This is a genomic window from Streptomyces sp. NBC_00525, from assembly GCF_036346595.1.
Classification (GTDB): Bacteria; Actinomycetota; Actinomycetes; order Streptomycetales; family Streptomycetaceae; genus Streptomyces.
The window spans coordinates 285,828-308,892 of sequence record NZ_CP107834.1 but is presented as its reverse complement, the minus strand read 5'-3'; the positions used below and the strand labels follow the sequence as shown (position 1 = coordinate 308,892).

The following is a 23,065-nucleotide window of genomic DNA, read 5'->3' as shown; positions in this document are numbered from 1 at the left end:
GTCCGGCAGCCGCTCAGTCCCGGCGCAGCAGCGTCACCAGAACCTCGTGCAGCGTCGCCGCGGCGTCCTCGGCGGCCGACGGGGCACGCCAGGCGACGAACCCGTCGGGACGCACCAGGACCGCGCCGTCCCGGCCGGTCCCGTGCGCCCCGGCCCAGTCCGCCCCGTCCTCCGGCTCCAGCTCAGCGCCCGCGCCGATGCCGTACGCCTCCATCCGCACCCCCAGCCGGTCCGCGACCTCCGACGCCGCCCGCCGCCACACCGTGTCGGAGCCGTCCGCGAGCAGCACGAACGAGCGCTCGTACAGATCCAGCGTGGAGATCCGCTCCCCGCCCCGGCGCAGCCACATGTGCGGCGCCCGGCTGCCCGGTTCGCCCGTCAGCCGCATCCCGTCCGGCACCACCGCCGCGTCCGCCGGCACCCCCAGCACCGCGCCCGCCACATACCGGTAGCCCAGCGCCACGTTCAGCATCCCGCCCCGCTTGCCCCCGCCCACCGACGGCGGCGGCGCGTAGCCGGGGTGGCTGTGCTCCCCGGACCGCGCGGACGCCCGCTCACCGGTCGCCCGCGCCACCGGGAGCCGCTCCTGCCCGTACGTCTCCAGCAGCCCCCGCCCCGCCTCGCCCCGCAGCACCGCGGCCAGCTTCCACGCCAGGTTGTGCGCGTCCTGGATACCGGTGTTCGAACCGAACGCCCCGGTCGGCGACATCTCGTGCGCCGAGTCACCGGCCAGGAACACCCGCCCCCGCCCATACCGCTCGGCCACCCGCTCGGCCGCGTGCCACGGCGCCTTCCCGGTGATCTCCACATCGATGTCCGGCGCGCCCACCGCGGTACGGATGTGGCGCGCGCACCGCTCGTCCGTGAAGTCCTCCAGCGTCTCGCCCCGGTCCGGCTGCCACGGCGCGTGGAACACCCACTCCCGCTCGTTGTCCACCGGCAGCAGAGCGCCCTCCGCCTCCGGGTTCGTCAGATAGCACACGATGAAACGCCGCTCACCCAGCACCTCCGCCAGCCCGCGCGACCGGAAGGTGACGCTCACGTTGTGGAACAGGTCGCCCGCCCCCGAACGGCCGATCCCCAGCTGCTCGCGGACCGGACTGCGCGGCCCGTCCGCCGCGATCAGATAGTCCGCCCGCACGGTCGTGTGCTCACCGGTCTCCCGGTTCTTCAGCACCGCCGAGACACCCGAGGCGTCCGGGTCGAAGGACAGCAGCTCCGTCGAGAACCGCAGATCGCCGCCCTGCTCCCGCGCCCGCTCCAGCAGCACCGGTTCCAGGTCGTTCTGGCTGCACAGGCACCAGCCCGTCGGGCTGATCCGGGCGAGCGCCCCGCCCGGATCGATCTCGCGCAGCAGCCACTCCTGGTCGTCCCCGGTCAGCGAACCCGCCTGCAGGATGCCGTGGTTGTCCGCCAGCACCGAGGCCGCCTCGCGGATCTGCCGCTCCACCCCCGCCCTGCGGAAAACCTCCATCGTCCGCACGTTGTTGCCCCGGCCACGCGGATGCGTCGAGGTGGCCGCGTGCTTCTCGACCAGCAGGTGCTCGACGCCGAGCCGGCCGAGGAAGAGGGAAGCGGACAGCCCCACCAGCGAGCCGCCCACGATGAGGACCGGTACATGGAGATCGACGTTCTCGTTCATCAGTTGCTCCAGCTCCGACGCCGTTCAGATGCGTTGTCCATGCCCGGCCCGCGGCCGCTCGGAGCCCTTGGGACGCCTGCTCACCTGAACGGTTCATAAATCTCGCGTCGGGCGGACCAGCGTTTCACGATCGGTCACGGAGACGACCCAGCGAGCGTCCCCGTCCCCGCGTCCAAGGAGTCCCCGGATGACCACCACCCTCTCGGAACGGATCTCACAATCCGCCTTCGACGGATCGAGGCTGCGCGTCGTGCTGCTGCTCGACCTGCACGACGGCGCCCAGAAGCAGTTCCTGGAGGCGTACGAGCACATGCGCAACCAGGTCGCCTCCGTCCCCGGCCACATCAGCGACCAGCTGTGCCAGTCCATCGAGAACCCCTCGCAGTGGCTGATCACCAGCGAATGGGAGAGCGCCCCGCCCTTCCTCGCCTGGGTCAACAGCGAGGAGCACGTCGCGACCGTACAGCCCCTGCACAGCTGCGTACGCGACACCCGCTCGCTGCGCTTCAGCGTCCTGCGCGAGACCGGCCAGGGCTTCGAGACCGTCCCCGACCCGGTCAGGGGCGGCCTCCAGACCTCGCCGCGCCTCGGCGACGGCGTCGTACGCCACGCGCTCACCTTCACCGTGAAGCCGGGCACCGAGGACATCGTCGCCCGGCACCTCGCCGCCTACGAGTCGCCCCGCTCCCGGGTGGACGACCACACCCGGCTGCGCCGCACCTCGCTGTTCATGCACGGCAACCGGGTCGTCCGCGCCGTCGAGGTCGAGGGCGACCTCATGGCCGCGCTGCGCCACGTCTCCCGCCAGCCCGAGATCCGCGCCGTCGAGGAGGCCATCAACCCCTACCTCGAACAGGACCGGGACCTCGCCGACCCCGACTCCGCCCGGATGTTCTTCACCCGCGCGGCCCTGCCCACCGTGCACCACGTCTCGGCCGGCCGCCACGACCCCGGCACCCTGCACCGCCACGCCGTGTTCTACCGGGCCAAGGAGGGCTGCGGCATGGCCCTGGCCCGGCTGCTGGCCGGACACGACGAGGAGGCCGCCGACGACACCGCCAGCACCATCGACAGCAGCACGATCTTCCAGCGCGACGACGTCGTCGTCCGCCTCCTGGAGGTCAGCGGCCCGCTCGACGCACAGCCCGCCCAGGCCCTCGGCATCCACGGCCCCGGCAAGGCGGCCCGGCTGGCCCGGCTCCTGGACGGCCCGGCGAGCACCGTCCCGGCCAACGACCAGGACGCCGCCCGCCTCCTCGCCCGGTCCGAGATGCGGCTGATCACCGACCGGAGGGCCGCGGATTCCTGAACCGCGCTCCGGCATCCGGGGGGTTCTCGCCCGACCCGTCACACAACGCGCCCTGCGCCCAGGAGGAACAGCAGACATGACCACCCACCGGCCACGCATCGTGGACCTCAGTGAGACCCAGCCCAACCGCAGGCGCGGAGGCGACCTGCGCGCCCTGCTCACCCCGACCGCGGTGGGCGCCACCAGCGGCTTCATGGGGCTGGCCATCGTCGAGCCCGGCGACCGCATCGGCGAGCACTACCACCCGTACTCGGAGGAGTTCGTGTACGTCGTGCAGGGGCTCCTGGAGGTCGACCTGGACGGGGAGACGCACGCCATGCGCCCCGACCAGGGCCTGCTCATCCCCCCGCACGTGCGCCACCGCTTCCGCAACGTCGGCGACACCGAGGCCCGCATGGTCTTCCACCTCGGCCCGCTCGCGCCCCGCCCCGAACTCGGCCACGTCGACACCGAGGTGACCGAGACCGCCGAGCGGGGTGCCCCGCCAGAACGAACCGAGGCCGCGTCATGACCCGGCGCGTGGCGGTCACCGGGGTCGGTGTCGTCGCACCGGGCGGCATCGGCGCACCGGCCTTCTGGGACCTGCTCTCCAACGGCCGCACCGCGACCCGTGGCATCACCCTCTTCGACCCGGCGGGCTTCCGCTCCCGGATCGCCGCCGAGTGCGACTTCGACCCGGCGGCCCACGGCCTGGACGACGAGGACACCGCCCGCGCGGACCGCTATGTGCAGTTCGCGATGGTCGCCGCCCGCGAGGCGCTCGCCGACGCCGGACTGGACCCGGAGCACACCGACCCGTGGCGGATGGGCGTCTCCCTCGGCACCGCCGTCGGCGGCACCACCCGCCTCGAACACGACTACGTCGCCGTCAGCGAGCACGGCACCCGCTGGGACGTGGACCACCGCCGGGCCGACCGCCACCTGGAGCGCGCCTTCTCGCCCAGCACCCTGGCCTCGGCCGTCGCCGAACAGGTCGGCGCGCACGGCCCCGTGCAGACCGTCTCGACCGGCTGCACCTCCGGCCTGGACGCCATCGGCTACGCCTTCCACTCCATCGAGGAGGGACGCGTCGACGTCTGCGTCGCCGGGGCGTCGGACTCGCCGATCACCCCGATCACCGTGGCCTGCTTCGACGCCATCAAGGCGACCTCCCCCAACAACGACGACCCGGAGCACGCCTCCCGGCCCTTCGACGCCCGCCGCGACGGCTTCGTCATGGGCGAGGGCGGCGCCGTACTCGTCCTGGAGGAGCTGGAGCACGCCAGGGCCCGCGGCGCGACCGTGTACTGCGAGATAGCCGGCTACGCGACCTTCGGCAACGCGTACCACATGACCGGGCTCACCCCCGAGGGCCTGGAGATGGCCGCGGCCATCGAGAGCGCGCTCGGCCACGCCCGGATCGCCCCGCAGGACGTCGACTACGTCAACGCGCACGGCTCGGGCACCAAGCAGAACGACCGGCACGAGACCGCCGCCGTCAAACGCGCGCTCGGCGCCCACGCCCGCAAGGTGCCGATGAGCTCCATCAAGTCGATGGTGGGCCACTCCCTGGGCGCGATCGGGGCGATAGAGATCGCCGCCTGCGTCCTGGCCCTGGTCAACCAGACGGTGCCGCCCACGGCGAACTACCGGAACCCGGACCCGGAGTGCGACCTCGACTACGTGCCGCGCACCGCCCGCCCGCTGAAGCTGCGCAGCGTCCTGTCGGTCGGCAGTGGCTTCGGCGGCTTCCAGTCCGCGGTGGCCCTGACCCGAGGGAGGACATGATGAGCACCCGAAAGGCCCGGCGCACCGTTGTCACCGGCATCGGCGTCGTCGCCCCCAACGGCACGAGCACCGAAGCCTTCTGGAAGCGCACCCAGGAAGGCATGAGCGTCCTGGACCGGGTCACCCGCGAGGGGTGCGAGGACCTGCCGCTGCGCGTCGCGGGCGAGGTCCGCGGCTTCGACCCGGTCGCGCTCATCGAGGAGCGCTACCTCGTCCAGACCGACCGGTTCACGCACTTCGCCATGGCCGCCGCCGACATGGCCCTGGACGACGCCCGGCTCGGCCGCGCCGACTACGAGGACCGGCCGTTCGGCGTGGGCGTGGTCACCGCGGCCGGCTCCGGCGGCGGCGAGTTCGGCCAGCGCGAACTCCAGCGGCTGTGGGGCCAGGGCTCCACCTACGTCGGCCCCTACCAGTCGATCGCCTGGTTCTACGCGGCGAGCACCGGCCAGATCTCCATCCGGGGCGGCTTCAAGGGACCGTGCGCGGTGGTGGCCGCCGACGAGGCGGGCGGCCTCGACGCGCTGGCGCACGCCGACCGCTCCGTGCGGCGCGGCACCGACGCGGTCGTGGTCGGCGCGGCGGAAGCCCCGCTCGCCCCCTACTCCGTGGTCTGCCAGCTCGGCTACCGCGACCTGAGCGCGGCCGATGACCCGACGCGGGCCTACCGCCCCTTCACCTCGGACGCCTGCGGATTCGTGCCCGCCGAGGGCGGCGCGATGTTCGTGGTCGAGGAGGAGTCGGTGGCCCGTGACCGCGGCGCCCGGGTCCGGGCGGAGATCGCGGGCCACGCCGCGACCTTCACCACCGCCGCGCACTGGGAGGAGTCCCGCGAGGGCCTCGCCCACGCCATCGAGGGCGCGCTGCGGGAGGCCGGCTGCGCACCCGACGAGGTCGACGTCGTCTTCGCGGACGCGCTGGGCTCGCCGGCCGCCGACCGGGCCGAGGCGCTGGCACTGGCCGACGCGCTGGGCCCGCACAGCAGACGCGTCCCCGTCACCGCCCCCAAGACGGGCATCGGCCGCGCCTACTGCGGGGGGCCCGTCCTGGACGCGGCCGCCGCCGTCCTGGCCATGGAGGACGGCCTCGTGCCGCCCACGCCCAACGTCTTCGAGGTCTGCCACGACCTCGACGTCGTCACCGGCCGGGCCCGCCCCGCCGAGCTGCGCACCGCGCTCGTGCTCAGCCGCGGCCTCATGGGCTCGAACGCGGCCCTGGTACTGCGGCGCCCCTCGTGAACCCATCCCATGAGAAGGAGAACTCCCTCATGACCGAACGACTGACGTACGAAGAGCTCGCCACCCTGATGAAGAAGGGTGCCGGACTCTCCGTCGACCCCCGCGAGATGGAGAACCGCTCCGACACCGCCTTCGACGAGTTCGGCCTGGACTCGCTGGGCCTCCTCGGCATCGTCGGCGTACTGGAGAACCGGCACGGCCGGCCGCTGCCGGCCGACGCGGACCGGTGCAGGACGCCCCGCGAGTTCCTCGACCTCGTCAACAACAGCCTCATGACAGGAGCCTGACGTGTCCGGACACACCGAGAACGAGATCGTCATCGCCGCCCCCCTGGACCTCGTCTGGGAGATGACGAACGACCTGGAGAACTGGCCGCAGCTCTTCAGTGAGTACGCGGCCGTGGAGGTCCTGGAACGGGACGGCGAGCGCACCGCCTTCCGTCTGACCATGCACCCCGACGACAACGGCAAGGTGTGGAGCTGGGTCTCCGAGCGCACCACCGACCGTCCGGGCCGCACCGTACGGGCCCGCCGCGTCGAGCCCGGACCGTTCCAGCACATGGACATCCGCTGGCAGTACGCCGAGGTGCCCGGCGGCACCCGCATGCACTGGCAGCAGGACTTCGCGATGCGCCCCGACGCACCGGTCGACGACGACTGGATGACCGACAACATCAACCGGAACTCCAAGATCCAGATGGAGCTGATCCGGCAGAAGATCGAGCAGCGCGACCGCGAGCGCCGCTCCGCCGCCGTCCCGGCCAACTGACCCGCCCCCGCGGACCGGCCACCGGACCGGCCACCCGGCCGGGTGGCCGGTCCGGGCAGCAGAAAGGCACCCGCCCATGCACCACGCCCTGATCGTCGCCCGGATGGCGCCGGGATCGGCCCCGGACATCGCGGAGCTGTTCGCCGCGTCCGACAACAGCGAACTACCGCACCTGGTGGGTGTCACCCGCCGCAAGCTGTTCCAGTTCGGCGATGTCTACCTGCACATGATCGAGTCCGAGAAACCACCGGGCCCGGAGATCGCCAAGGTGACCGGGCACCCGGAGTTCAAGGCCATCAGCGAACGGCTCACCGCCTTCGTCAGCCCCTACGACCCCGAGACCTGGCGCGGGCCCAAGGACGCGATGGCCCGGGAGTTCTACCGCTGGGAGCGCGGCGCCACCGCGTGAGCCACGGACACCGCCCCGGTCCGGCAGCAGCTGCCGGACCGGGGCGGTCACGCGTACGCCCGCGGATCAGTCCGGGACCACGCACTCGAAGGCGTGCAGATACGGGTTGACCGGCCGGACCGCGTCGATGCGCAGGCCCGCGTCGGACAGCCGGTCCACCAGACTCTGCCGGGTGTGCTTGGCGCCGCCCACGTTCAGGAGCAGCAGCAGGTCCATCGCGCTGGTGAACCGCATCGACGGGGTGTCGTCCACCAGGTTCTCGATCACGACGACCCGGGCACCGGGCCGGGCCGCCCGGACGACGGCGCGCAGCGCCCGGCGGGTGCTGTCGTCGTCCCACTCCAGGATGTTCTTGATGATGTAGAGGTCGGCGGCCACCGGAATGCCCTCGCGGCAGTCCCCGGCCACGATCGACGCCCGCCCGGCGAGCGCCCCGCCCTCCCGCAGCCGCCCGTCGGCCCGCGCGACCACGCCCGGCAGATCCATCAGGGTGCCGCTGAGCGACGGGTACTTCTCCAGCAGACCGGCCAGCACATGCCCCTGGCCGCCGCCGATGTCCGCGACCACCGAGACCCCGGTGAGGTCGAGCAGCGCGGCCACGTCCAGCGCCGACTGCACGCTGGAGGTGGTCATCGCCTCGTTGAACACCTGCGCCGACTCGTGGGCGTCCTGGTGCAGGTAGTCGAAGAACTCCTTGCCGAAGACGTCCTCGAACACATTGGAGCCGGAGCGCACCGCGTCCTCCAGACGCGGCCACACCTGCCACGTCCAGGGCTCGGTGCACCACAGCGTGATGGCCCGCAGACTGTGCGGGTCGTCCTCGCGCAGCAGCCGGGACATGTCGGTGTGCGCGAAAGTGCCGTCGGCGTGCTCCGTGAAGACGCCGTAGCAGGCCAGGGCCCGCAGCAGCCGCCGCAGCGGGCCGGCCTCGGTGCCCACCGCCGCCGCCAGCCGCTCCGGGGTCTGGGGCGTCTCGCCCAGCGCGTCGGCGACGCCGAGGCGGGCGCAGGCGCGCAGGGCGGCGGAGCGGGCCGCGCCGAACACGATCTCGCGCAGCCGCATCGCCGGCTGCGGGGTGGGAAGGGGCTGGACGGGAGTGGTGCCGGGGGTCGTGCTCACGGTGGTCATGCCGTCTCGCTTCTCCTCGTACGGGGGGTCACCGGTCAGCACATCCCGGCCGGTGCGGAGGTCGTGCAGACATTGCCGGTGAACCGGTTGCCCGTGCCGGTGTCCCGGTCGGCCAGATCCGCCGGCCGGTTGCCGAGGACCACGTTGCCGCTGACGGTGTTGTCGTTGTTCTTCGCGCCCACGAAGCTCTTGAACAGCACGACACCGCCCGACAGCGGGGTGTCGCCCACGTTGTCGCGGATCACGTTGGACCGCACCTCGGTGGCCGCGGCGCCGGTCAGCACGATCCCGGAACCCTGGATCGCGGGCAGCCGGTCGGTGGCGGCACAGAACTTGTTGTTGCCGGTGATCCGGTTGGCGCGCACCGCCATGTCACCGGCCTGCGGGGTGCCCTCGTCGCCCACGACGAACATCCCGCTGCAGTTGGCGGTGACGGTGTTGTCCCGCACGGACAGGTTGCGCACCCGCCGCGCGGTGAACCCGATCCGGTTGTCGCTCAGCGTGTTGCCCCGGACCCGGGTGCCGCCGGTGTCGGTGGCGCCGCCCTCCTCGTCCACGCTGTTGGCGACGAACACGCCCGCGTCGCCGTTGGAGCGGGCGGTGCTGTCCCGGATGTCGGAGCGGGTGGACCGCTGCTGCGCGATGCCCCAGACGCCGTTCGCGTCGGCGGTCACCGACCGCACGGTCAGCCGGTCGGTCCAGGACGCCCAGACGCCGCTGCGGTCGAACCCGGTGACGCGCAGGGACCTGATGGTCACCCCGTCCACGGTGGCGTCCCGCGTCCCCAGCACGCAGATGCCGTTGCCGGCCCCCGCGCAGTCGTCGCCGGACGCGGCCCGGCCTTCGGCGGGCATGACGACGGTGCCGTCGCCGGAGCCGCGCAGGGTGATCCCCGGCGTGCTGATCCGCACGCTCTCGCGATAGGTGCCGGGCCGGACGACGACGGTGTCGCCTGGCCGCGCGGCGTCCACCGCCGCCTGGATGGACTGCCCCGGCGACACCACGAGTGCGGCGCCCGCGCCGGCGGCCGGCGCGGAGGGAGCCGCGACGGCCAGTCCGGCGGCCGATGCGGCCGCGATGCTCACGAGGCGGGTGATGTGTCGTTTCCTCATGAGCCGAAGCTATGGGCGATCCCGGCCCCGTGCCACGCACGGTGACCGGTTGGACGCGGGACGTGCCCGAATGGCTCACGCCCGCGCCCGTACCGCGCCGGGTAGCGTGGCGGTGTGACCCCCGAGAGCGATCTTCGAGTCCTGCTGAGCGAGCTGCGCCCCGAGCGCCGGCCGGGCCGCTACGTGTACGCCACCGTGCCGGACGGCGTCCTGCCCGACGGCGTCGACCCCGTCGTCACGGTCCGGGAGACCGAGGGGCTCACCCTGGTGCTCCCCGAGGCGGAGGCAGCCGCGGCCGGGCTGCCGTACACCTACGCGGCGGGCTGGATCACCCTGCGGGTGCACTCGGCGCTGGAGGCCGTGGGCCTGACCGCCGCGGTGTCGCTCGCCCTCACCGACGCCGGGATCAGCTGCAACGTGGTGGCCGGATACCACCACGACCACCTCTTCGTGCCGTACGGGCGCACCGACGAGGCCGTCGCCGTGCTGGAACGCCTCGCGGCGGAGTCCCGGACCCGCTGAGGGTGTGCCCGCGGGCGCGGGTGTGCGGTGTGCGCGGGTGTGCCGCCGGGCCTGGGCATATGCCGGTCCGGGCCCGGCTCGGCGAGGTGAGCTGGGACACGTAACATGTGTGCATGTCCTTCCTCCGCCGCCGTAGCGCCGCCACACCCGCGGGCCCCGACTTCGACGTCCTGGCCATGGACCCCGGTGACTGGCCCGGAAACCTCGGCGCCGGTCTGCTGCCCGCGCCCGACGGCAGCTGCCAGGGTGTGTTCCTGCGGTACGACCTGTTCGGCGGGCGCGGCCCCGCGATGATCATCGGCAACCTCCCGGAGGGCTCGCCCGCGCGCGAGACCGAGGAGGGACAGGTGCCCTTCGAGGTGGCCCAGCTGCTGCTCGCCCTGGAGAACGACGAGCCGGTCGAGGTCACCGGCACCGAGGACATGCCCGTGATGCAGGGCGACAACCTGCTGATCGTGCGCCGGGTGAAACTCTCCGAGAGCCGCATCTCCTGTGTGCAGTTCGACCGCAGCGACGGGGTGCTCGTCACCATCGCCAGCTGGGACCGGCCCATCACCGACGACCTCTACACCCTCCTGAAGCCGCTCCCCGCCGAACTCTTCCAGCAGGGCTGAGCCCGCGCCGACCGGCCGGGTGGGGCCCGCCGTGTGTCGAACACGGCGGGCCCCACCCGTACCGCTACACGCCGGCCGCCGACAGGGGACCGAACAGCGACGCCAGTCGCGCCGCCGAAGTCCCCATCCCCTGCGGGCCGTTCAGATGCCACGGGGCCGCGGTGCCGCGCCGCAGATCCTCCTCGCGATAACGCCGGCAGCCCCGGTGCCAGATCAGGATGCCCGCGAGCCAGTGCTTCAGCTCCTGCACATAGCCCGCCAGCGTCTCCCGCGCCTCGGCGTCGAGGCCGAAGTCGTCGTACAGCACCGGCAGTTCGTTCTCGGCGACATGGATGAACTGCCGCAGCCGCGACTTCATCAGGTCGTACAGGATCGCCATCCCGGTCGGGTAGTCCACCCCGAAGAAGTTCTGCACCACCAGGACGCCGTTGTGCACCTCGCCCTCGTACTCGATCTCCTTCTGGTACGAGAACAGGTCGTTGAGCAGCGCCGCGTAGTCGGCGGCCGCGTTCTCCAGTGAGCGCAGCGGGCCGCTCTCGTAGATCTCCGGCGGCACCTTCCGGCCGTGCCCCAGCCGGCACAGGCTCATCGTCAGGTCCGAGCCGAACGTCATGCGGCGCATCTCGACGTAGTCCACCGGATCGGGAATCCGGTGCTGCGCCTGGTTCGCCAGCTCCCACAGCCAGCTCTCCGTCATGTCCTCGATCGACTTGCGGAACATGTACCGGCCGGCCTCGTCCATCGGCCCGGCCGTGCGCTCCCACAGATCGCCGAGGCCCCGCTCCAGCGCGTTGACCGGCTCCGGCGTCGGGCCGCCGTCCAGCGGCATGAACAGCGACAGGCGCTCGTTGGCCAGCCGGGCCCCCGCCAGATCGCGCGTCCGGCCGTGCACCACGGGGAACCAGTCGTCCCCGTACGTCCCCCAGGCCAGCCACCCCGAGGACAGGTCCAGGCCCTCCGGCGTGGCGTCCGGGTGGATGCCGGCGGCGCACAGCGGCAGGTCGATCGCCCGCAGCCGCTCCTCGTCCCAGATGTGCGAACCCGGCACACCCGGCTGCGGCCCGAGGATGCCCATCCGGTCCGCCCAGACCACCATCCGCTCGCGCGCCCCGTCCAGGTGCGGGCTGAGCGTCGTCTCGAAGGGCATGTCGAAGTCCGGCAGCAGGGACGGGCCCACGTGCTGGAAGAGCACATGGCTGTGGCTGCGCCGCCGGGCCGACTCCGAGCGCCGGGTGAACCGGATCGACGCGGCGGACATCCCGAAGCCGGGCGCGGCCTCGGCCGCACCGCCGCCGTTCATGTAGCGGCTGGAGCGCATGTGCCACTCGTGGCCGCCCGACTGCCAGTCCTGGAGGCCCTTGACGTAGGCCAGCACCGCGGCGGTCTGCGCGGCGTCGAGACCCTTGGCCGCGCAGAGCGGACCCAGTTCGGTGAGCGCGGTGTTCTCGAACTGCTGGAGCCTGGACGTCAGCAGGTCGTTCACCGCCTCGGCCGCCTCCTGCGTCGAGCAGCCGAGGAAGCGTTCCAGGACCAGCACCCCGTTGCTGTTCTCGCCCTCGTCCTCCACCTCGCGCTGATACGAGAAAAGGTCGTTGCGCAGATGGACACCGTCCGAGAACGCGTCGCGCAGGACACGCAGCGCGCGTTCACCGGCCACCGCCTCCGGAACCTCGGCCCCCGCCGCGTACTCCACCAGCCCCGCCGACCAGGGCGCCCCGCCCACCTTGCGGCGCATCTCGATGTACTCGACGGGGTTGGCGATGCGGCCCTCGTTGATGTTCGCGAGTTCCCACAGCGACTCGTTGAGGAGGTTGCGCGTCGACTCGGCGAACCGTTCCCGCCAGGCGTCCGACATCGCCGGCACCGTCCGCGTCCACAGATCGGCGAGCCCGGCCTCCACCGGGTTCTCCGGCTCCGGCATCGGCGCCCCGCGCTCCATCGGCATGAACGCCGGCAGCCGGTCCAGATACCGCTTGCCGCCCTCCCGGTCCGGGGTCCGCTTGAACAGCTCCAGGAAGTGGTCGTCGAAGAAGAAGACCCACACGTACCAGTCGGTGACCAGTGACAGCGCGTCCGCCGAGCAGTCGGGATGCGTGTACGCGCACAGCAGCGCGTAGTCGTGCGCGTCGAGGTCCTTCTCCTCCCAGATCCCCGACCCCTCCAGCATCCCCATGGACCGCGCCCACGCCTTCGTGTGCGCTCTGGCCTCCTCCACATGGGGATTGAGGCGCGCCGGATACGGAACATAGAAGTCCGGCAGGGTGAACGGCTGAGCCATGAGTGTGTCCGGCCTTTCCGAAATGCCAGCGCGTGGCGGGCCACGCGCGTCGGTCCTGTCGGCGCGAGCACTACCCTTGCTCCGTTCGGGGCACGCACATCCGCGATTAATCACACCGAAGTACGCCCGTTCGAGGGACAAGGGCGCGGTTTTCCCACGCCGGGACGCGGTGGCGTGCACACGGGCACGCACACAGACGTGCACACCGGCATGCACACACAACAGCGCGCCGCGGGACCGGTGTGTCGGCACCGGGCCCGCGGCGCGCCCCGCGGGGGGAAATGGTCAGCGGGTTCCGACGGCCGCCCGCACGGCGTTGCGGGCCATCGCGCAGTCGTCGTGCAGTCGGCGCAGCAGCAGCCGCTGCTCCTCGCCGGGGGCGAGCGAGCCCGGACGGTCCTGGCCGGACCTGGCGGGGCCGGCGTCCCGCATCGCCCGCTGCACGGCCGTCTCGTACCTGCGGATCTCCCGGGTGAGGACGAGCATCAGGTTCACCAGGAACGCGTCCCGCGCCGCCGGACCGGCCACCTGCGCCAGCTTGCTGATCTCGCGCCGCGCCACCGGGGCGTCGCCCAGCACCGTCCACAGCGTCGCCAGGTCGTAGCCCGGCAGGTACCAGCCCGCGTGCTCCCAGTCCACCAGCACCGGACCGGTGGGCGACAGGAGGATGTTGGACAGCAGCGCGTCCCCGTGGCAGAACTGGCCCATGGCGTGCCGTCCGCCGGAGTGGGCGAGCCCGTGCAGCAGCTTCTGCAGGTCGCCCAGGTCCCGGTCGGTGAAGAGCCCCAGCTCGTGGTACCGGGTGATCCGCGCGGCGTAGTCCAGCGGCGCGTCGAACAGTCCGGCCGGCGGGCGCCAGGCGTTCACCCGGCTGATCGCGCCGAGCACGGCCCGCAGATCCGCGCGCGGCGGGGTCTCGGCCGGGTGCCTCGTCAGCGCGGCCACCCGGCCGGGCATCCGCTCGATGACCAGCGTGCAGTTCTCCGGATCGGCGGCGATGAGCCGGGGCGCCCGGACCGGCGGACGGTGCCGGACGAACGCCCGGTATACCGCTATTTCGTGCTTGAACCGTTCCGACCACGCGGGGGAGTGGTCCAGTAAACATTTCGCGACCGCCGTCGCCCGTCCGGTGGAACCGACGAGCAGCACCGAACGCCCGCTGCGCCGCAGCACCTGTACCGGGTTGAACTCCGGGCAGATCCGGTGCACGGACGCGATCACCATGCGCAGCTGCGCGCCCTGCGGGCCCGAGAGGTCCAGCCGGCCGCCGAGCGAGGGGACGCCCGGCCCCCCCGGACGCCGGGGCCGGCCGATGCCGGCGGCCGGGACGGCGGCGCGCGGGTCGAGGTACGGCCCGCCGCCCGCCTGGAGCGGACGCAGCGGCCGGGGCGGGGCGGACACGGAGGACGATGCTGTGTACATGGGCGAGACAGATCCCTTCGCGCGCCGACAAGATGCGTGCGCCACCCCGACCGGCGGCCCTTCGGCACCCTGGGGAGTACCGAGGGCTGCCGGGCGGGGTTGCGCTTTCCTACCTGACAACAGCGCATGGGTGTGTATCGACATAGCGAGCCCTGGCGAAGCCTGGCGAATAGGCGAAAGGCATCTGACCCGGGGTTAGTGTCAACACAGCCGAGAACCTGGGGGCTTGACGTGACCGGAGAACCCAACACCCGTCTGTCGGACCTGTTCGGCCTGGCCGGCTGGTCCAAGGGCGAACTCGCGAGAATGGTGAACCGGAAGGCGGCGGCCATGGGCCATCCGCAACTGGCCACCGACACCTCGCGTGTGAGGCGCTGGATCGAACTGGGGGAGTCCCCCCGTGATCCCGTGCCCAGAGTGCTGGCTGCTCTGTTCACCGAGCGGCTCGGCCGTGTCGTGACCATCGAGGACCTCGGGTTCGGCCGGCGCGGGCGTGTGGGGAAGCGGCGAGAGGCCGGGACGCAGGACAATCCCGACCGACTCCCGTGGGCGCCCGAACGGACGGCAGCGGTCCTCACCGAATTCACGGGAATGGACCTCATGCTCAACCGACGCGGCTTGGTGAGCGCGGGCGCCGCGCTCGCCGCCGGCTCCACCATCGCCGGCCCCATGCACGACTGGCTGCACACCGACCCCGTACTGGCCGCCGACGCCCCACGCGTAGGCGATCCGGTGCACGCGGACCCCGCCGGCTTCGACCGGTACGAGGCCGCACCCATCGGCTCCGAGGAGATCGAGGCGCTGGAGCGCTCCGTGGAGGTGTTCCGCGCCTGGGACGCGTCCCGCGGCGGCGGCCTCCAGCGCAAGGCCGTCGTGGGCCAGCTCAACGAGGTGGGCGGCATGCTCGCCTACCGCCACCCCGCCCACCTCCAGCAGCGCCTCTGGGGCGTCGCGGCCAACCTCGCCGTCCTGGCGGGGTGGATGTCCCACGACGTCGGCCTCGAACCCACGGCGCAGAAGTACTTCGTCATTGCCGCGCACGCGGCCCGCGAGGGCGGCGACCGTCCGCGGGCGGGCGAGGCCCTGTCCCGCGCGGCCCGCCAGATGGTCCACCTGGGCCGTCCCGACGACGCGCTGGACCTGATGAAACTCGCCAAGTCCGGCTCGGGCGAGGACGTTCTGCCCCGCACCCAGGCGATGCTCTGCACCATCGAGGCGTGGGCGCAGGCGTCCATGGGCCGGGGCCAGGCCATGCGGCGCACCCTGGGCCGGGCGGAGGAGCTCTTCGTCTCGGACCGGAGCGACGTGCCCCCGCCCAGCTGGATGCAGATGTTCGACGAGGCCGACATGCACGGCATGCAGGCCCTGGCGTTCCGGACGCTCGCCGATCACGACCCCTCGGCGGCGGTCATCGCCCAGCGGCACGCCAAGCGGGCCCTGGAACTGCGTGCCGGAGGGCGCCAGCGGTCCAGGATCTTCGACTACATCTCGCTCGCCTCGGCCTGCTTCATCGCCGACGACCCGGAACAGGCCGACACCTACGCCCGGCTCGCCCTGGTCTCCATGGGGGAGACCTCGTCCCACCGGACCTGGGACCGGCTGCGCGAGATGTACCGGCTCACCGGCCAGTACGCGGGCTACGCGAAGATCGAGGACCTCCGCGAGGAGATCGAGATCTCACTGCCCCAGCAGCAGCGCGCCAAGAAGCCGAGGAGCACGGAGATCTGAGGAGTTCGCTCTCCTTCTACGCCCCGACTTTTACGCCCCGACGCGGGCGATCAGTACGCACGCGTCGTCCGGTCGTCCCATCCCGCCGAACTCCTCGGCGACGGCCCGTACGCACTCCTGTGCCGAACGGGCCCCGGCGAAGCGTGCGGCCAGTCCCAGCAGCCTTTCCGTACCCGTACCCGTGTGCGTACCGCCGTGTCCGGCGGTGTCACGGGCCAGTCCCTCGGTGTGCAGCAGCAGCACGTCGCCGGGGAGCAGGCGCGCTTCGTCCTGCTCGTACACGACGCCGGAGGCGGCTCCGAGCAGCACCCCGTCCGGCGGGGGCAGCGGGCGTGCGGTGCCGGCGCGGAAGAGCAGTGGTGCGGGGTGTCCGGCCTGCGCCCAGTCCAGGGTGCGGGTCGCCGGGTCGAACCGGCAGCACACGGCGCTGCCCAGGGCCGGCTGAATGGAGGTTTCCAGTAACTGATTGAGATGGCCGAGCAGGGGGCCGGGGGCGACACCGGCGACCGCCATGCCGCGCACCGCTCCCATGACCACGGCCATGGCGGAGGTGGCCTGGATGCCGTGGCCGGTCAGATCGCCGACGGTGAGCAGGGTCCTGCCGTCCGGCAGTTCCATGGCGTCGTACCAGCCGCCGCCGACCGGGGCGTTCGTCTCCGCCGGCAGGTAGTGGGCGGCGATGTCCAGCGCGCCCGGACCGCGGTCGGGGAGCCGGAGGGAGGTCTGCCAGGGCGGGAGCACGGCTTCCTTGAGCTCCACCGCGATCCGGCGTTCGGTGCCGGCGATGTGCTCCTCGCGGCGCAGCGACTCATGGCTGCGGCGCACCGCGCGCTGGCTGCGGCGCAGGGCGCTGACGTCGCGCAGGACGGCCCACATGGAAGCGGTGCGGCCGTCCGTGTCGAGCACGGGTTCGCCCAGCATGTGCAGGGTGCGCACCCGGCCGTCGGTGTGCCTGATGCGGAACTCGCCGTCTATCGGCTTGCCGTCGACCAGGCAGTCCGTGACGAGCGCGGTGAGCAGGGGCTGGTCCTCGGGGAGCAGCCGGGAGGGCAGCGCGTCGAGCGTCAGCCCGCCCGCCTCCGGGGCCCGCCCGAAGATCCGGAACAGCTCCTCGGACCAGCTGACCTCGTCCGTGAGCAGATTCCACTCGGCGCTGCCCACCCGGCCGATCAGGGAGCCGGCGGGGTCCTTCGGGTCCGTCCCCGGGCCGTCATCGGGCGGGGGCGGCGCGGAGGCTTCCTCGGGCGGGCCCTCCCGGAGCTGGCCGAGGTGGGCGCCGAGATCGTCCAGGTGGTGCACGGCCAGATCGCACAGGGCCCGCTGCCAGCGCATCCGGGCGTCGTCCTCGTCCTCGTCCACGCGCGCGGCGTCGCGCCGTACCGCGTCCACGTCGCCGCGCAGCCGGCGCGTCCGGTCGATGAGGGCATCGACGGCATCGCGCTCGGGCGGGTGTGGTGCGGGGCGGTCCGCAGAGCGGGGGGACGGCATGGAGGACTCCGATACAGGGCGGTACAACCAGTGACGAAGGGTGGACCGGATACGACTTTCGCACAGCCGGAAGGGGCTCGTAAGCGGTTTGGCAACACTCGATGGCTTCTTGCATCCGGCATATGCCAGCGGCTGACCGCGGCCCACCTTTTCTCGAACACCCTTGCTGTTTACGGCGGTTGGTGCAAGTCGAGCGGTGTGCGACCGGCTTTCGGGTGGGGGGCGCGCGGCCGGCTTCCGCGCGGCGCGCGCCCGTGCACTGGATCACAGTCGAGGGGGGAGGCTGCCGGGAACACCAGGCAGTGGTTTATCGTTCACCTATATGCGGGCGATGTTCCGAACGTCCGCCTTCAAGCCGCCCCGGCTGGATTCCCCCGATCCGGCCGGGGCTTCCCCTTTCCCGCCGCCAGGGCCTCCACCAGGAGCGCCGCCCCCGCGAGCACCGCGGCCGCCACCCCGCCGGACGCCGGCCAGAACCGCACCGCCAGCGCCGCGACCGCGGCCCCCGCCACCGCCGCCGCCAGCCGCCCCGCGGTCCAGCCGTCCTCACCGCGCCACGCCCGCTCACCCGCCAGCCGGCCCACCAGCGACGTCAGCGTGCCCGTGAAGTAGTTCGTGGGCGTCGCCCGCGCCCGCCCCTGGATGCCCATCGCCAGCCCCAGCAGCACCAGCAGCCCCAGCCGCTCCGTCTCCGACGCCACCACCCCGGCCGCCCACAGCCAGGCCCCCGCCGCCAGCAGCACCATCTCCGCCAGCAGCATCAGGGGCACCCGCCGCCACACCCGCTCGCCCGCCAGAGCCGCCCCCGCCACCCCGCACCCGTACGAGACCAGCGCGGTGACCACCCGCAGCGCCACCCCGTGCTCCCCGGCCCCGGCGGCCGCGGCCCCCAGCAGCACCAGGTTCCCGGTCATCACCCCGGCGAAGACCTGACCGACGCAGAGGAACACGAACGCGTCCGCCGCCCCGGACGCCGCCGACAGCAGCACCAGCGCCGTTCGCGGCCCCGTGCCCCGGCCCGCCGCCCTCACTCCAGCCCACGCGCACGCCGGAACCGGTCCAGCCCCTCGGACAGCTCCACCACCGGCTCCGGATACTCCAGCCGCTCCCGCTCCTCCCCGGCCAGCTTCCACGGCTCGTGCACCGCGGACCCGGCCACCGCGGCCAGCTCCGGCACCCAGCGCCGTACGTACGCCCCGTCCGGGTCGAGCCGCCGGCCCTGCGCCACCGGATTCAGCACCCGGTTGGGCCGGCTGTCCGTCCCGGTCCCGGCCATCCACTGCCAGTTCAGCTGGTTGTCGGCGATGTCGCCGTCCACCAGGAGGTCCAGGAAGTGCCGGGCGCCGACGCGCCAGTCCACGTACAGCGTCTTGGTCAGGAAGGAGGCGGTGAGCAGCCGGCCCCGGTTGTGCATCCAGCCCTCGTGGCGCAGCTGAAGCATCGCGGCGTCGACCACCGGATAGCCGGTGCGCCCCTGCCGCCACGCCTCGATCTCCGCGGCCGCCTCCGACTCGGAGCGCCACCGGTCGTGCCGGGTGCGGTAGTCCTCGCGCGACGCGGCCGGGCGGGCGGCGAGGACCTGGTGGTGGAACTCGCGCCAGCACAGCTGCCGCACGAACGCCTCGGCCCCGGCGCCGCCCGTCTCCCGCGCCCTGTGCACCAGTTCGACGGGGGAGAGGGTGCCGAAGTGCAGATGCGGCGAGAGACGCGAGGTGGCGTCGGCCGCGAGATCGTCGCTCCGCTCCGCATAAGCCTCCAGGCCCCCGCGCCGCCACGCGGCGAACGCCTTGCGCGCCGCCCGCTCACCGCCCTCCGCCAGCCCTTCCGACACCCCGTCCACGGCGGCGCGCGCCGGGATCTCCTCCGACCGGGGCCCGCTCGGCACCCGGACCGCCCTCGGCGCGCCGAACACCTCGCGCAGCCGTTCCCCGGACCAGCGCCTGAAGTACGGCGTGAACACGGCGAAGTGGTCCGAGGCGGCGGGCGTCACCGCGCCCGGCGCGACCGCGGTGACCACCCCGTCGTGCACGCGCAGCCGGCGCCCGGCGGACTCCAGCGCCGCGCGCAGCCGTTCCTCGCGGCGACGGGCGTAGCCGCTGACGTCCGCCGCGACATGCACCTCGTCGGCACCGGTCTCCGCGGCGATCGCGCACACCTCGGCGGCCACGTCCCCGGACCGCACGACGAGCCGGCCGCCCCGGTCGCGCAGCCCGGCGTCCAGGTCGCGCAGGCAGTCGGCGAGGAAGGCGCGCCGGTTGGGCACACCGAACCCGGCCGCCTCGATGGCGTCGTCGCGCACGAACAGCGGCACGACCTCGTCGGCGGACGCGAGCGCGGCGCGCAGCGGCGGATGGTCGTGCAGACGGAGATCGGCGGTGAACAGGACGACCGCGACGGTCATGGCGCAACTCCCAAGGGGCCGGGGACAGCCATGCTGCCGTCACCCGGCCGCCTTCGGACGCGACGCTCAGGGCGACACCGCGGGTACCGCCCGTCCGGGTGACGTACGGGTCCCGGCCGCCCGTGCGATGTTGCGGGCCATCCCGCCGAACACCACGGCGTGGAACGGCGAGACGCTCCACCAGTAGGCGTGGCCCAGCAGCCCGTGCGGATGGAACAGGGCCCGCTGCCGGTAGCGCGCCCGGCCCCGCCCGTCCCGCTCCACGTACATCTCCAGCCAGGCGAGTCCCGGCAGCCGCATCTCCGCGCGCAGCCGCAGCAGCCGCCCCGGTTCGATCTCCTCGACCCGCCAGAAGTCCAGCGAGTCGCCCACCCGCAGCCGCTCGGTGTCGCGCCGGCCGCGCCGCAGGCCGACACCGCCCACCAGCCGGTCGAGCCAGCCGCGCACCGCCCACGCCAGCGGGAAGGAGTACCAGCCGTTCTCCCCGCCGATGCCCTCGATCACCCGCCACAGCGCCTCCGGCGAGGCGTCCACGGCGCGTTCGCGCACATCCGTGTACAGGCTGCCGCCCGCCCAGTCGGGGTCGGTGGGCAGCGGATCGCTCGGCACACCGGGCACCGCGGCGGAGGACCAGCGGGTGGTCACCCGCGCCTCCCGGATGCGCTGGAGCGCGAGGCGCAGCGCGGTGTTCAGCGAGAACGGCTGCCCCGCCCCGTCCGGGACGTAGCCCGCGATGTCGTGCTCCCGGCACACCACCTCGTAGCGCAGCGACTCGGCGAGCGGCCGCGCGATCGGCGCCGGGACGGGCGTGATCAGCCCGATCCAGTGGCTGGAGAGGCCCGGCGTCAGCATCGGCACGGGCAGGATCAGCCGGTGCGGCAACTCCGCGACCTCCGCGTACCGCTGCATCATGTCGCGGTACGTGAGCACATCGGGGCCGCCGATGTCGAACGCGCGGTTCACCTCCGCGGGCATACGGGCGCTGCCCACCAGATAACGCAGCACATCGCGCACGGCGATGGGCTGGATGCGCGTTGACACCCAGCTCGGCGTCACCATGACCGGCAGCCGCTCCGTGAGATAGCGCAGCATCTCGAAGGAGGCGGAACCCGAGCCGATGATGACCGCGGCCCGCAGTGCGGTGGTCGGCACACCGGAGTCCAGCAGGATGCGGCCGACCTCGGCGCGCGAGCGCAGATGCGGCGACAGCTCGCGCTCCGGGACGCCCTCGGGGGTGAGCCCGCCCAGGTAGACGATCCGGCCGACCCCCGCGGCCCGGGCCCGCTCCGCGAACGCCGCGGCGGCCCGCCGGTCGGTCTCCTCGAAGTCGGCGCCCGACGTCAGCGCGTGCACCAGGTAGTACGCCACGTCGACGCCGTCCATCGCCGGGTCGAGGGACGCCGCGTCCGTGACATCGCCCCGGACGGTCTCCACCTCCCCGGCCCACGGCTGGTCGCGCAGCTTCTCCGGGGTCCGGGCCAGACACCGCACCCGGTGCCCGGCGGCCAGCAGCTCCGGGACCAGCCGGCCGCCGATGTAGCCGGTGGCCCCGGTCACCAGACAGCTGAGAGGAACATGGGCATGGTCGTCCGTCATCGGACCTCCGCATCACCGGGTCGAGCCCCGTCGCGCCCAGTCTGGTGCCCGTGCCGCCGCCCCGCACGGCGGGTCCGCCCCTGCCAGGCCGGCGACCCGATCGGCCCGCGGCCGATTGCGGGCCGCGCCCGCGGGCCCGACGGTGGGGACCACACCCGCCGGAAGAGGAGCGACATGTCGGACGCCCAGTGGAGCCCGGTGCCACGCGCGGGGGACGCGGACGAGTTCCTGCCCGTGCTGGACCTCGTCGAACCGGCCCGCCAGCGGCGCCTCACCGTCCTGTTCCGGCTGCTCCTGCTGATCCCGCACGCCGTCGTGCTGGTCGTCCTGGAGATCGCGGCCTTCTTCACCCTGATCTTCGGCTGGTTCGCCGCCCTCGCCCTCGCCCGGCTGCCCGGCCCCGTCTACCGCTTCCTCGCCCAGGTCCTGGCGTACCGGACCAGAGTGGGCGCGAGCGCCATGCTGCTCATCGACAGCTACCCGCCCTTCACCCTGGCCCAGCCCGCGGACCATCCCGTCCGCATCGACGTCCGGCCGACCCGGCTGAACCGGCTCGCCGTCTTCTTCCGGGCGGCCCTGGTCATCCCCGCCGCGATCGTGCAGGGCCTGCTCACGTCCGGCTGGTCGGCCCTGGCGGTCCTGTGGTGGCTGATCACCCTGATCCTCGGCCGCATGCCCCGCCCCCTGTTCGAGGCCACCGCGGCGACCCTGCGCTACGAGATGCGGGTCTCCGCCTACTTCTCGCTGCTCAGCCCGGCCTACCCCAAGGGACTCTTCGGCGAGGACGCCCTCGCCGTACCGCAGGGCCGGCCGCGCTCCGCCACCCGGCCGCTGGTGGTGAGCGGCGCGGGCAAGGCCCTGCTGGTCCTCTTCCTGGTCCTCGGGGTCATCGGCGGCGTCACCACGTCCGCGACCCGCTCCACCACGGACGACACCGGCTACGGCCTGCGGCCGTAAACCGCTCGTACGAAAGGCCGTTCACCGGGCATGATCGCCCGATGACCTGGACAACCCCCGAAGCCACCCGTACGCCCGGCTCGCTCGTCGCCGGGGAGCGGGAGATGCTCACCCAGTACCTCCACTGGTTCCGCTCCACCCTGCTGCGCAAGTGCGCGGGTCTGACCGGCGAACAGCTCGCCGAACGGACCGTGCCCCCGTCCGGCCTCGCCCTGCTGGGCCTCCTGCGCCACATGGCCAAGGTCGAACGCACCTGGTTCCGGGAGCGGTTCGCCGGACAGTCCCTGGAGCCGATGTACGACCCGGCCCTGGGCAAGGACGCCGACTTCGAGGACCTCGATCCGGCACGGGCCGCCGAGGACTATGCCCGGCTCGTCGAGGAGTGCCGGCTCGCCGACGAGATCATCGCCGGCGCATCCCTGGACGACACCTTCATCCACAACGGCGCGGTCCACTCGCTGCGCCTCGTCCACCTCCACATGATCGCCGAGTACGCGCGCCACCTCGGCCACGCCGACCTGGTCCGCGAGCGGCTGGACGGCGCCACCGGTGACTGACCCGGCCGGGCGGCGCGGCGACACGCGACCGGGCGGATTATCCCGCGGGCGGCAGCCGTCGAGGCGATGATGGGATGTCACGGCGTGCCGGACGCCGCGGCCGGACGACAAGCGACGATGGGAATGAAC

At 73.0% G+C, this 23,065-nt stretch carries 21 protein-coding genes; 12 read left to right on the top strand and 9 right to left on the bottom strand.

Translation table 11 applies throughout. The annotated features are described in order from the left end of the window. Nucleotides 1–13: 13 nt before the first annotated feature. A complete protein-coding gene (locus OG710_RS01320) occupies nucleotides 14–1,642 on the bottom strand; it encodes an FAD-dependent oxidoreductase (protein ID WP_330237692.1) in 1,629 nt (542 codons plus the stop codon). A 187-nt stretch (nucleotides 1,643–1,829) separates the two neighbouring features. Between OG710_RS01320 and OG710_RS01315 the strand changes: the two genes are divergently transcribed. From OG710_RS01315 to OG710_RS01285, 7 genes are all read left to right on the top strand, one after another. Then, on the top strand, nucleotides 1,830–2,951 hold the full coding sequence (locus OG710_RS01315; protein ID WP_330237691.1) for a SchA/CurD-like domain-containing protein: 1,122 nt from the start codon (nucleotides 1,830–1,832) through the stop codon (nucleotides 2,949–2,951). A gap of 76 nt (nucleotides 2,952–3,027) precedes the next feature. After that, on the top strand, nucleotides 3,028–3,462 hold the full coding sequence (locus OG710_RS01310) for a cupin domain-containing protein (protein ID WP_018550719.1): 435 nt from the start codon (nucleotides 3,028–3,030) through the stop codon (nucleotides 3,460–3,462). Beyond that, nucleotides 3,459–4,718 (top strand): beta-ketoacyl-[acyl-carrier-protein] synthase family protein, encoded by a 1,260-nt coding sequence (locus OG710_RS01305; RefSeq protein ID WP_111334951.1) that lies wholly within the window; start codon nucleotides 3,459–3,461, stop codon nucleotides 4,716–4,718. Before OG710_RS01310 ends, OG710_RS01305 begins: the two co-directional genes overlap by 4 nt. After that, nucleotides 4,718–5,956 (top strand): beta-ketoacyl synthase N-terminal-like domain-containing protein, encoded by a 1,239-nt coding sequence (locus OG710_RS01300; RefSeq protein ID WP_330242124.1) that lies wholly within the window; start codon nucleotides 4,718–4,720, stop codon nucleotides 5,954–5,956. Before OG710_RS01305 ends, OG710_RS01300 begins: the two co-directional genes overlap by 1 nt. A gap of 29 nt (nucleotides 5,957–5,985) precedes the next feature. Beyond that, complete coding sequence (locus OG710_RS01295; RefSeq protein WP_111334953.1) at nucleotides 5,986–6,243, top strand: acyl carrier protein; 258 nt, start codon at nucleotides 5,986–5,988, stop codon at nucleotides 6,241–6,243. Nucleotide 6,244: 1 nt separating this feature from the next. Further along, nucleotides 6,245–6,724, top strand: coding sequence for an SRPBCC family protein (locus OG710_RS01290; protein ID WP_330237690.1), 480 nt, complete (start codon nucleotides 6,245–6,247; stop codon nucleotides 6,722–6,724). A gap of 76 nt (nucleotides 6,725–6,800) precedes the next feature. Further along, complete coding sequence (locus tag OG710_RS01285) at nucleotides 6,801–7,133, top strand: TcmI family type II polyketide cyclase (RefSeq protein ID WP_330237689.1); 333 nt, start codon at nucleotides 6,801–6,803, stop codon at nucleotides 7,131–7,133. Nucleotides 7,134–7,199: 66 nt separating this feature from the next. On the opposite strand, the gene OG710_RS01280 is transcribed toward OG710_RS01285, so the two are convergent. Together OG710_RS01280 and OG710_RS01275 are read right to left on the bottom strand one after the other, a co-directional pair. Further along, nucleotides 7,200–8,261 carry a methyltransferase gene (locus tag OG710_RS01280; RefSeq protein WP_330237688.1) on the bottom strand — a complete coding sequence of 354 codons (1,062 nt, stop codon included), beginning with the start codon at nucleotides 8,259–8,261 and terminating at the stop codon, nucleotides 7,200–7,202. A gap of 35 nt (nucleotides 8,262–8,296) precedes the next feature. Continuing rightward, complete coding sequence (locus tag OG710_RS01275; RefSeq protein WP_330237687.1) at nucleotides 8,297–9,373, bottom strand: right-handed parallel beta-helix repeat-containing protein; 1,077 nt, start codon at nucleotides 9,371–9,373, stop codon at nucleotides 8,297–8,299. Nucleotides 9,374–9,487: 114 nt separating this feature from the next. Here OG710_RS01275 and OG710_RS01270 point away from each other — a divergent pair, with 114 nt between their 5' ends. Further along, nucleotides 9,488–9,895, top strand: coding sequence for an ACT domain-containing protein (locus tag OG710_RS01270; RefSeq protein WP_330237686.1), 408 nt, complete (start codon nucleotides 9,488–9,490; stop codon nucleotides 9,893–9,895). Nucleotides 9,896–10,008: 113 nt separating this feature from the next. After that, the gene (locus OG710_RS01265) at nucleotides 10,009–10,509 is read left to right on the top strand and encodes a hypothetical protein (RefSeq protein ID WP_018550733.1); all 501 of its coding nucleotides are present in this window, start codon (nucleotides 10,009–10,011) and stop codon (nucleotides 10,507–10,509) included. A gap of 64 nt (nucleotides 10,510–10,573) precedes the next feature. Here the strand turns inward: OG710_RS01265 and OG710_RS01260 are convergent, their stop codons facing one another. Both OG710_RS01260 and OG710_RS01255 read right to left on the bottom strand, forming a co-directional pair. After that, on the bottom strand, nucleotides 10,574–12,787 hold the full coding sequence (locus OG710_RS01260) for a terpene synthase family protein (RefSeq protein WP_330237685.1): 2,214 nt from the start codon (nucleotides 12,785–12,787) through the stop codon (nucleotides 10,574–10,576). Between the two features lie 285 nt (nucleotides 12,788–13,072). Beyond that, the gene (locus OG710_RS01255) at nucleotides 13,073–14,209 is read right to left on the bottom strand and encodes an aminoglycoside phosphotransferase family protein (protein ID WP_330237684.1); all 1,137 of its coding nucleotides are present in this window, start codon (nucleotides 14,207–14,209) and stop codon (nucleotides 13,073–13,075) included. Nucleotides 14,210–14,440: 231 nt separating this feature from the next. On the opposite strand from OG710_RS01255, the gene OG710_RS01250 reads away from it, so the two are divergent. Next, complete coding sequence (locus OG710_RS01250; RefSeq protein ID WP_330237683.1) at nucleotides 14,441–15,937, top strand: DNA-binding protein NsdB; 1,497 nt, start codon at nucleotides 14,441–14,443, stop codon at nucleotides 15,935–15,937. Between the two features lie 30 nt (nucleotides 15,938–15,967). Here OG710_RS01250 and OG710_RS01245 read toward each other — a convergent pair whose 3' ends face one another. From OG710_RS01245 to OG710_RS01230, 4 genes are all read right to left on the bottom strand, one after another. Continuing rightward, nucleotides 15,968–17,425 carry a PP2C family protein-serine/threonine phosphatase gene (locus tag OG710_RS01245; RefSeq protein ID WP_330237682.1) on the bottom strand — a complete coding sequence of 486 codons (1,458 nt, stop codon included), beginning with the start codon at nucleotides 17,423–17,425 and terminating at the stop codon, nucleotides 15,968–15,970. A 350-nt stretch (nucleotides 17,426–17,775) separates the two neighbouring features. After that, entirely contained in the window at nucleotides 17,776–18,414 is a 639-nt protein-coding gene (locus OG710_RS01240; RefSeq protein WP_330237681.1) for a YoaK family protein, read from the bottom strand. Nucleotides 18,415–18,452: 38 nt separating this feature from the next. Then, on the bottom strand, nucleotides 18,453–19,826 hold the full coding sequence (locus OG710_RS01235) for a cryptochrome/photolyase family protein (protein ID WP_330237680.1): 1,374 nt from the start codon (nucleotides 19,824–19,826) through the stop codon (nucleotides 18,453–18,455). A 66-nt stretch (nucleotides 19,827–19,892) separates the two neighbouring features. Further along, the gene (locus tag OG710_RS01230) at nucleotides 19,893–21,422 is read right to left on the bottom strand and encodes an SDR family oxidoreductase (protein ID WP_330237679.1); all 1,530 of its coding nucleotides are present in this window, start codon (nucleotides 21,420–21,422) and stop codon (nucleotides 19,893–19,895) included. A gap of 174 nt (nucleotides 21,423–21,596) precedes the next feature. Between OG710_RS01230 and OG710_RS01225 the strand changes: the two genes are divergently transcribed. Both OG710_RS01225 and OG710_RS01220 read left to right on the top strand, forming a co-directional pair. Further along, nucleotides 21,597–22,379 (top strand): DUF4389 domain-containing protein, encoded by a 783-nt coding sequence (locus OG710_RS01225; RefSeq protein ID WP_330237678.1) that lies wholly within the window; start codon nucleotides 21,597–21,599, stop codon nucleotides 22,377–22,379. A 41-nt stretch (nucleotides 22,380–22,420) separates the two neighbouring features. After that, nucleotides 22,421–22,936, top strand: a complete 516-nt coding sequence (locus tag OG710_RS01220; protein ID WP_330237677.1) for a DinB family protein — start codon at nucleotides 22,421–22,423, stop codon at nucleotides 22,934–22,936. Nucleotides 22,937–23,065 lie beyond the last annotated feature (129 nt).

Coding starts and splice junctions, on each gene's coding strand:
- OG710_RS01255 (WP_330237684.1), bottom strand. CDS start 14,209: ATGTACACAGCATCGTCCTCCGTGTCCGCCCCGCCCCGGCCGCTGCGT.
- OG710_RS01245 (WP_330237682.1), bottom strand. CDS start 17,425: ATGCCGTCCCCCCGCTCTGCGGACCGCCCCGCACCACACCCGCCCGAG.
- OG710_RS01230 (WP_330237679.1), bottom strand. CDS start 21,422: ATGACGGACGACCATGCCCATGTTCCTCTCAGCTGTCTGGTGACCGGG.
- OG710_RS01300 (WP_330242124.1), top strand. CDS start 4,718: ATGAGCACCCGAAAGGCCCGGCGCACCGTTGTCACCGGCATCGGCGTC.
- OG710_RS01280 (WP_330237688.1), bottom strand. CDS start 8,261: ATGACCACCGTGAGCACGACCCCCGGCACCACTCCCGTCCAGCCCCTT.
- OG710_RS01285 (WP_330237689.1), top strand. CDS start 6,801: ATGCACCACGCCCTGATCGTCGCCCGGATGGCGCCGGGATCGGCCCCG.
- OG710_RS01295 (WP_111334953.1), top strand. CDS start 5,986: ATGACCGAACGACTGACGTACGAAGAGCTCGCCACCCTGATGAAGAAG.
- OG710_RS01315 (WP_330237691.1), top strand. CDS start 1,830: ATGACCACCACCCTCTCGGAACGGATCTCACAATCCGCCTTCGACGGA.
- OG710_RS01220 (WP_330237677.1), top strand. CDS start 22,421: ATGACCTGGACAACCCCCGAAGCCACCCGTACGCCCGGCTCGCTCGTC.
- OG710_RS01310 (WP_018550719.1), top strand. CDS start 3,028: ATGACCACCCACCGGCCACGCATCGTGGACCTCAGTGAGACCCAGCCC.
- OG710_RS01225 (WP_330237678.1), top strand. CDS start 21,597: ATGTCGGACGCCCAGTGGAGCCCGGTGCCACGCGCGGGGGACGCGGAC.
- OG710_RS01320 (WP_330237692.1), bottom strand. CDS start 1,642: ATGAACGAGAACGTCGATCTCCATGTACCGGTCCTCATCGTGGGCGGC.
- OG710_RS01305 (WP_111334951.1), top strand. CDS start 3,459: ATGACCCGGCGCGTGGCGGTCACCGGGGTCGGTGTCGTCGCACCGGGC.
- OG710_RS01275 (WP_330237687.1), bottom strand. CDS start 9,373: ATGAGGAAACGACACATCACCCGCCTCGTGAGCATCGCGGCCGCATCG.
- OG710_RS01260 (WP_330237685.1), bottom strand. CDS start 12,787: ATGGCTCAGCCGTTCACCCTGCCGGACTTCTATGTTCCGTATCCGGCG.
- OG710_RS01265 (WP_018550733.1), top strand. CDS start 10,009: ATGTCCTTCCTCCGCCGCCGTAGCGCCGCCACACCCGCGGGCCCCGAC.
- OG710_RS01235 (WP_330237680.1), bottom strand. CDS start 19,826: ATGACCGTCGCGGTCGTCCTGTTCACCGCCGATCTCCGTCTGCACGAC.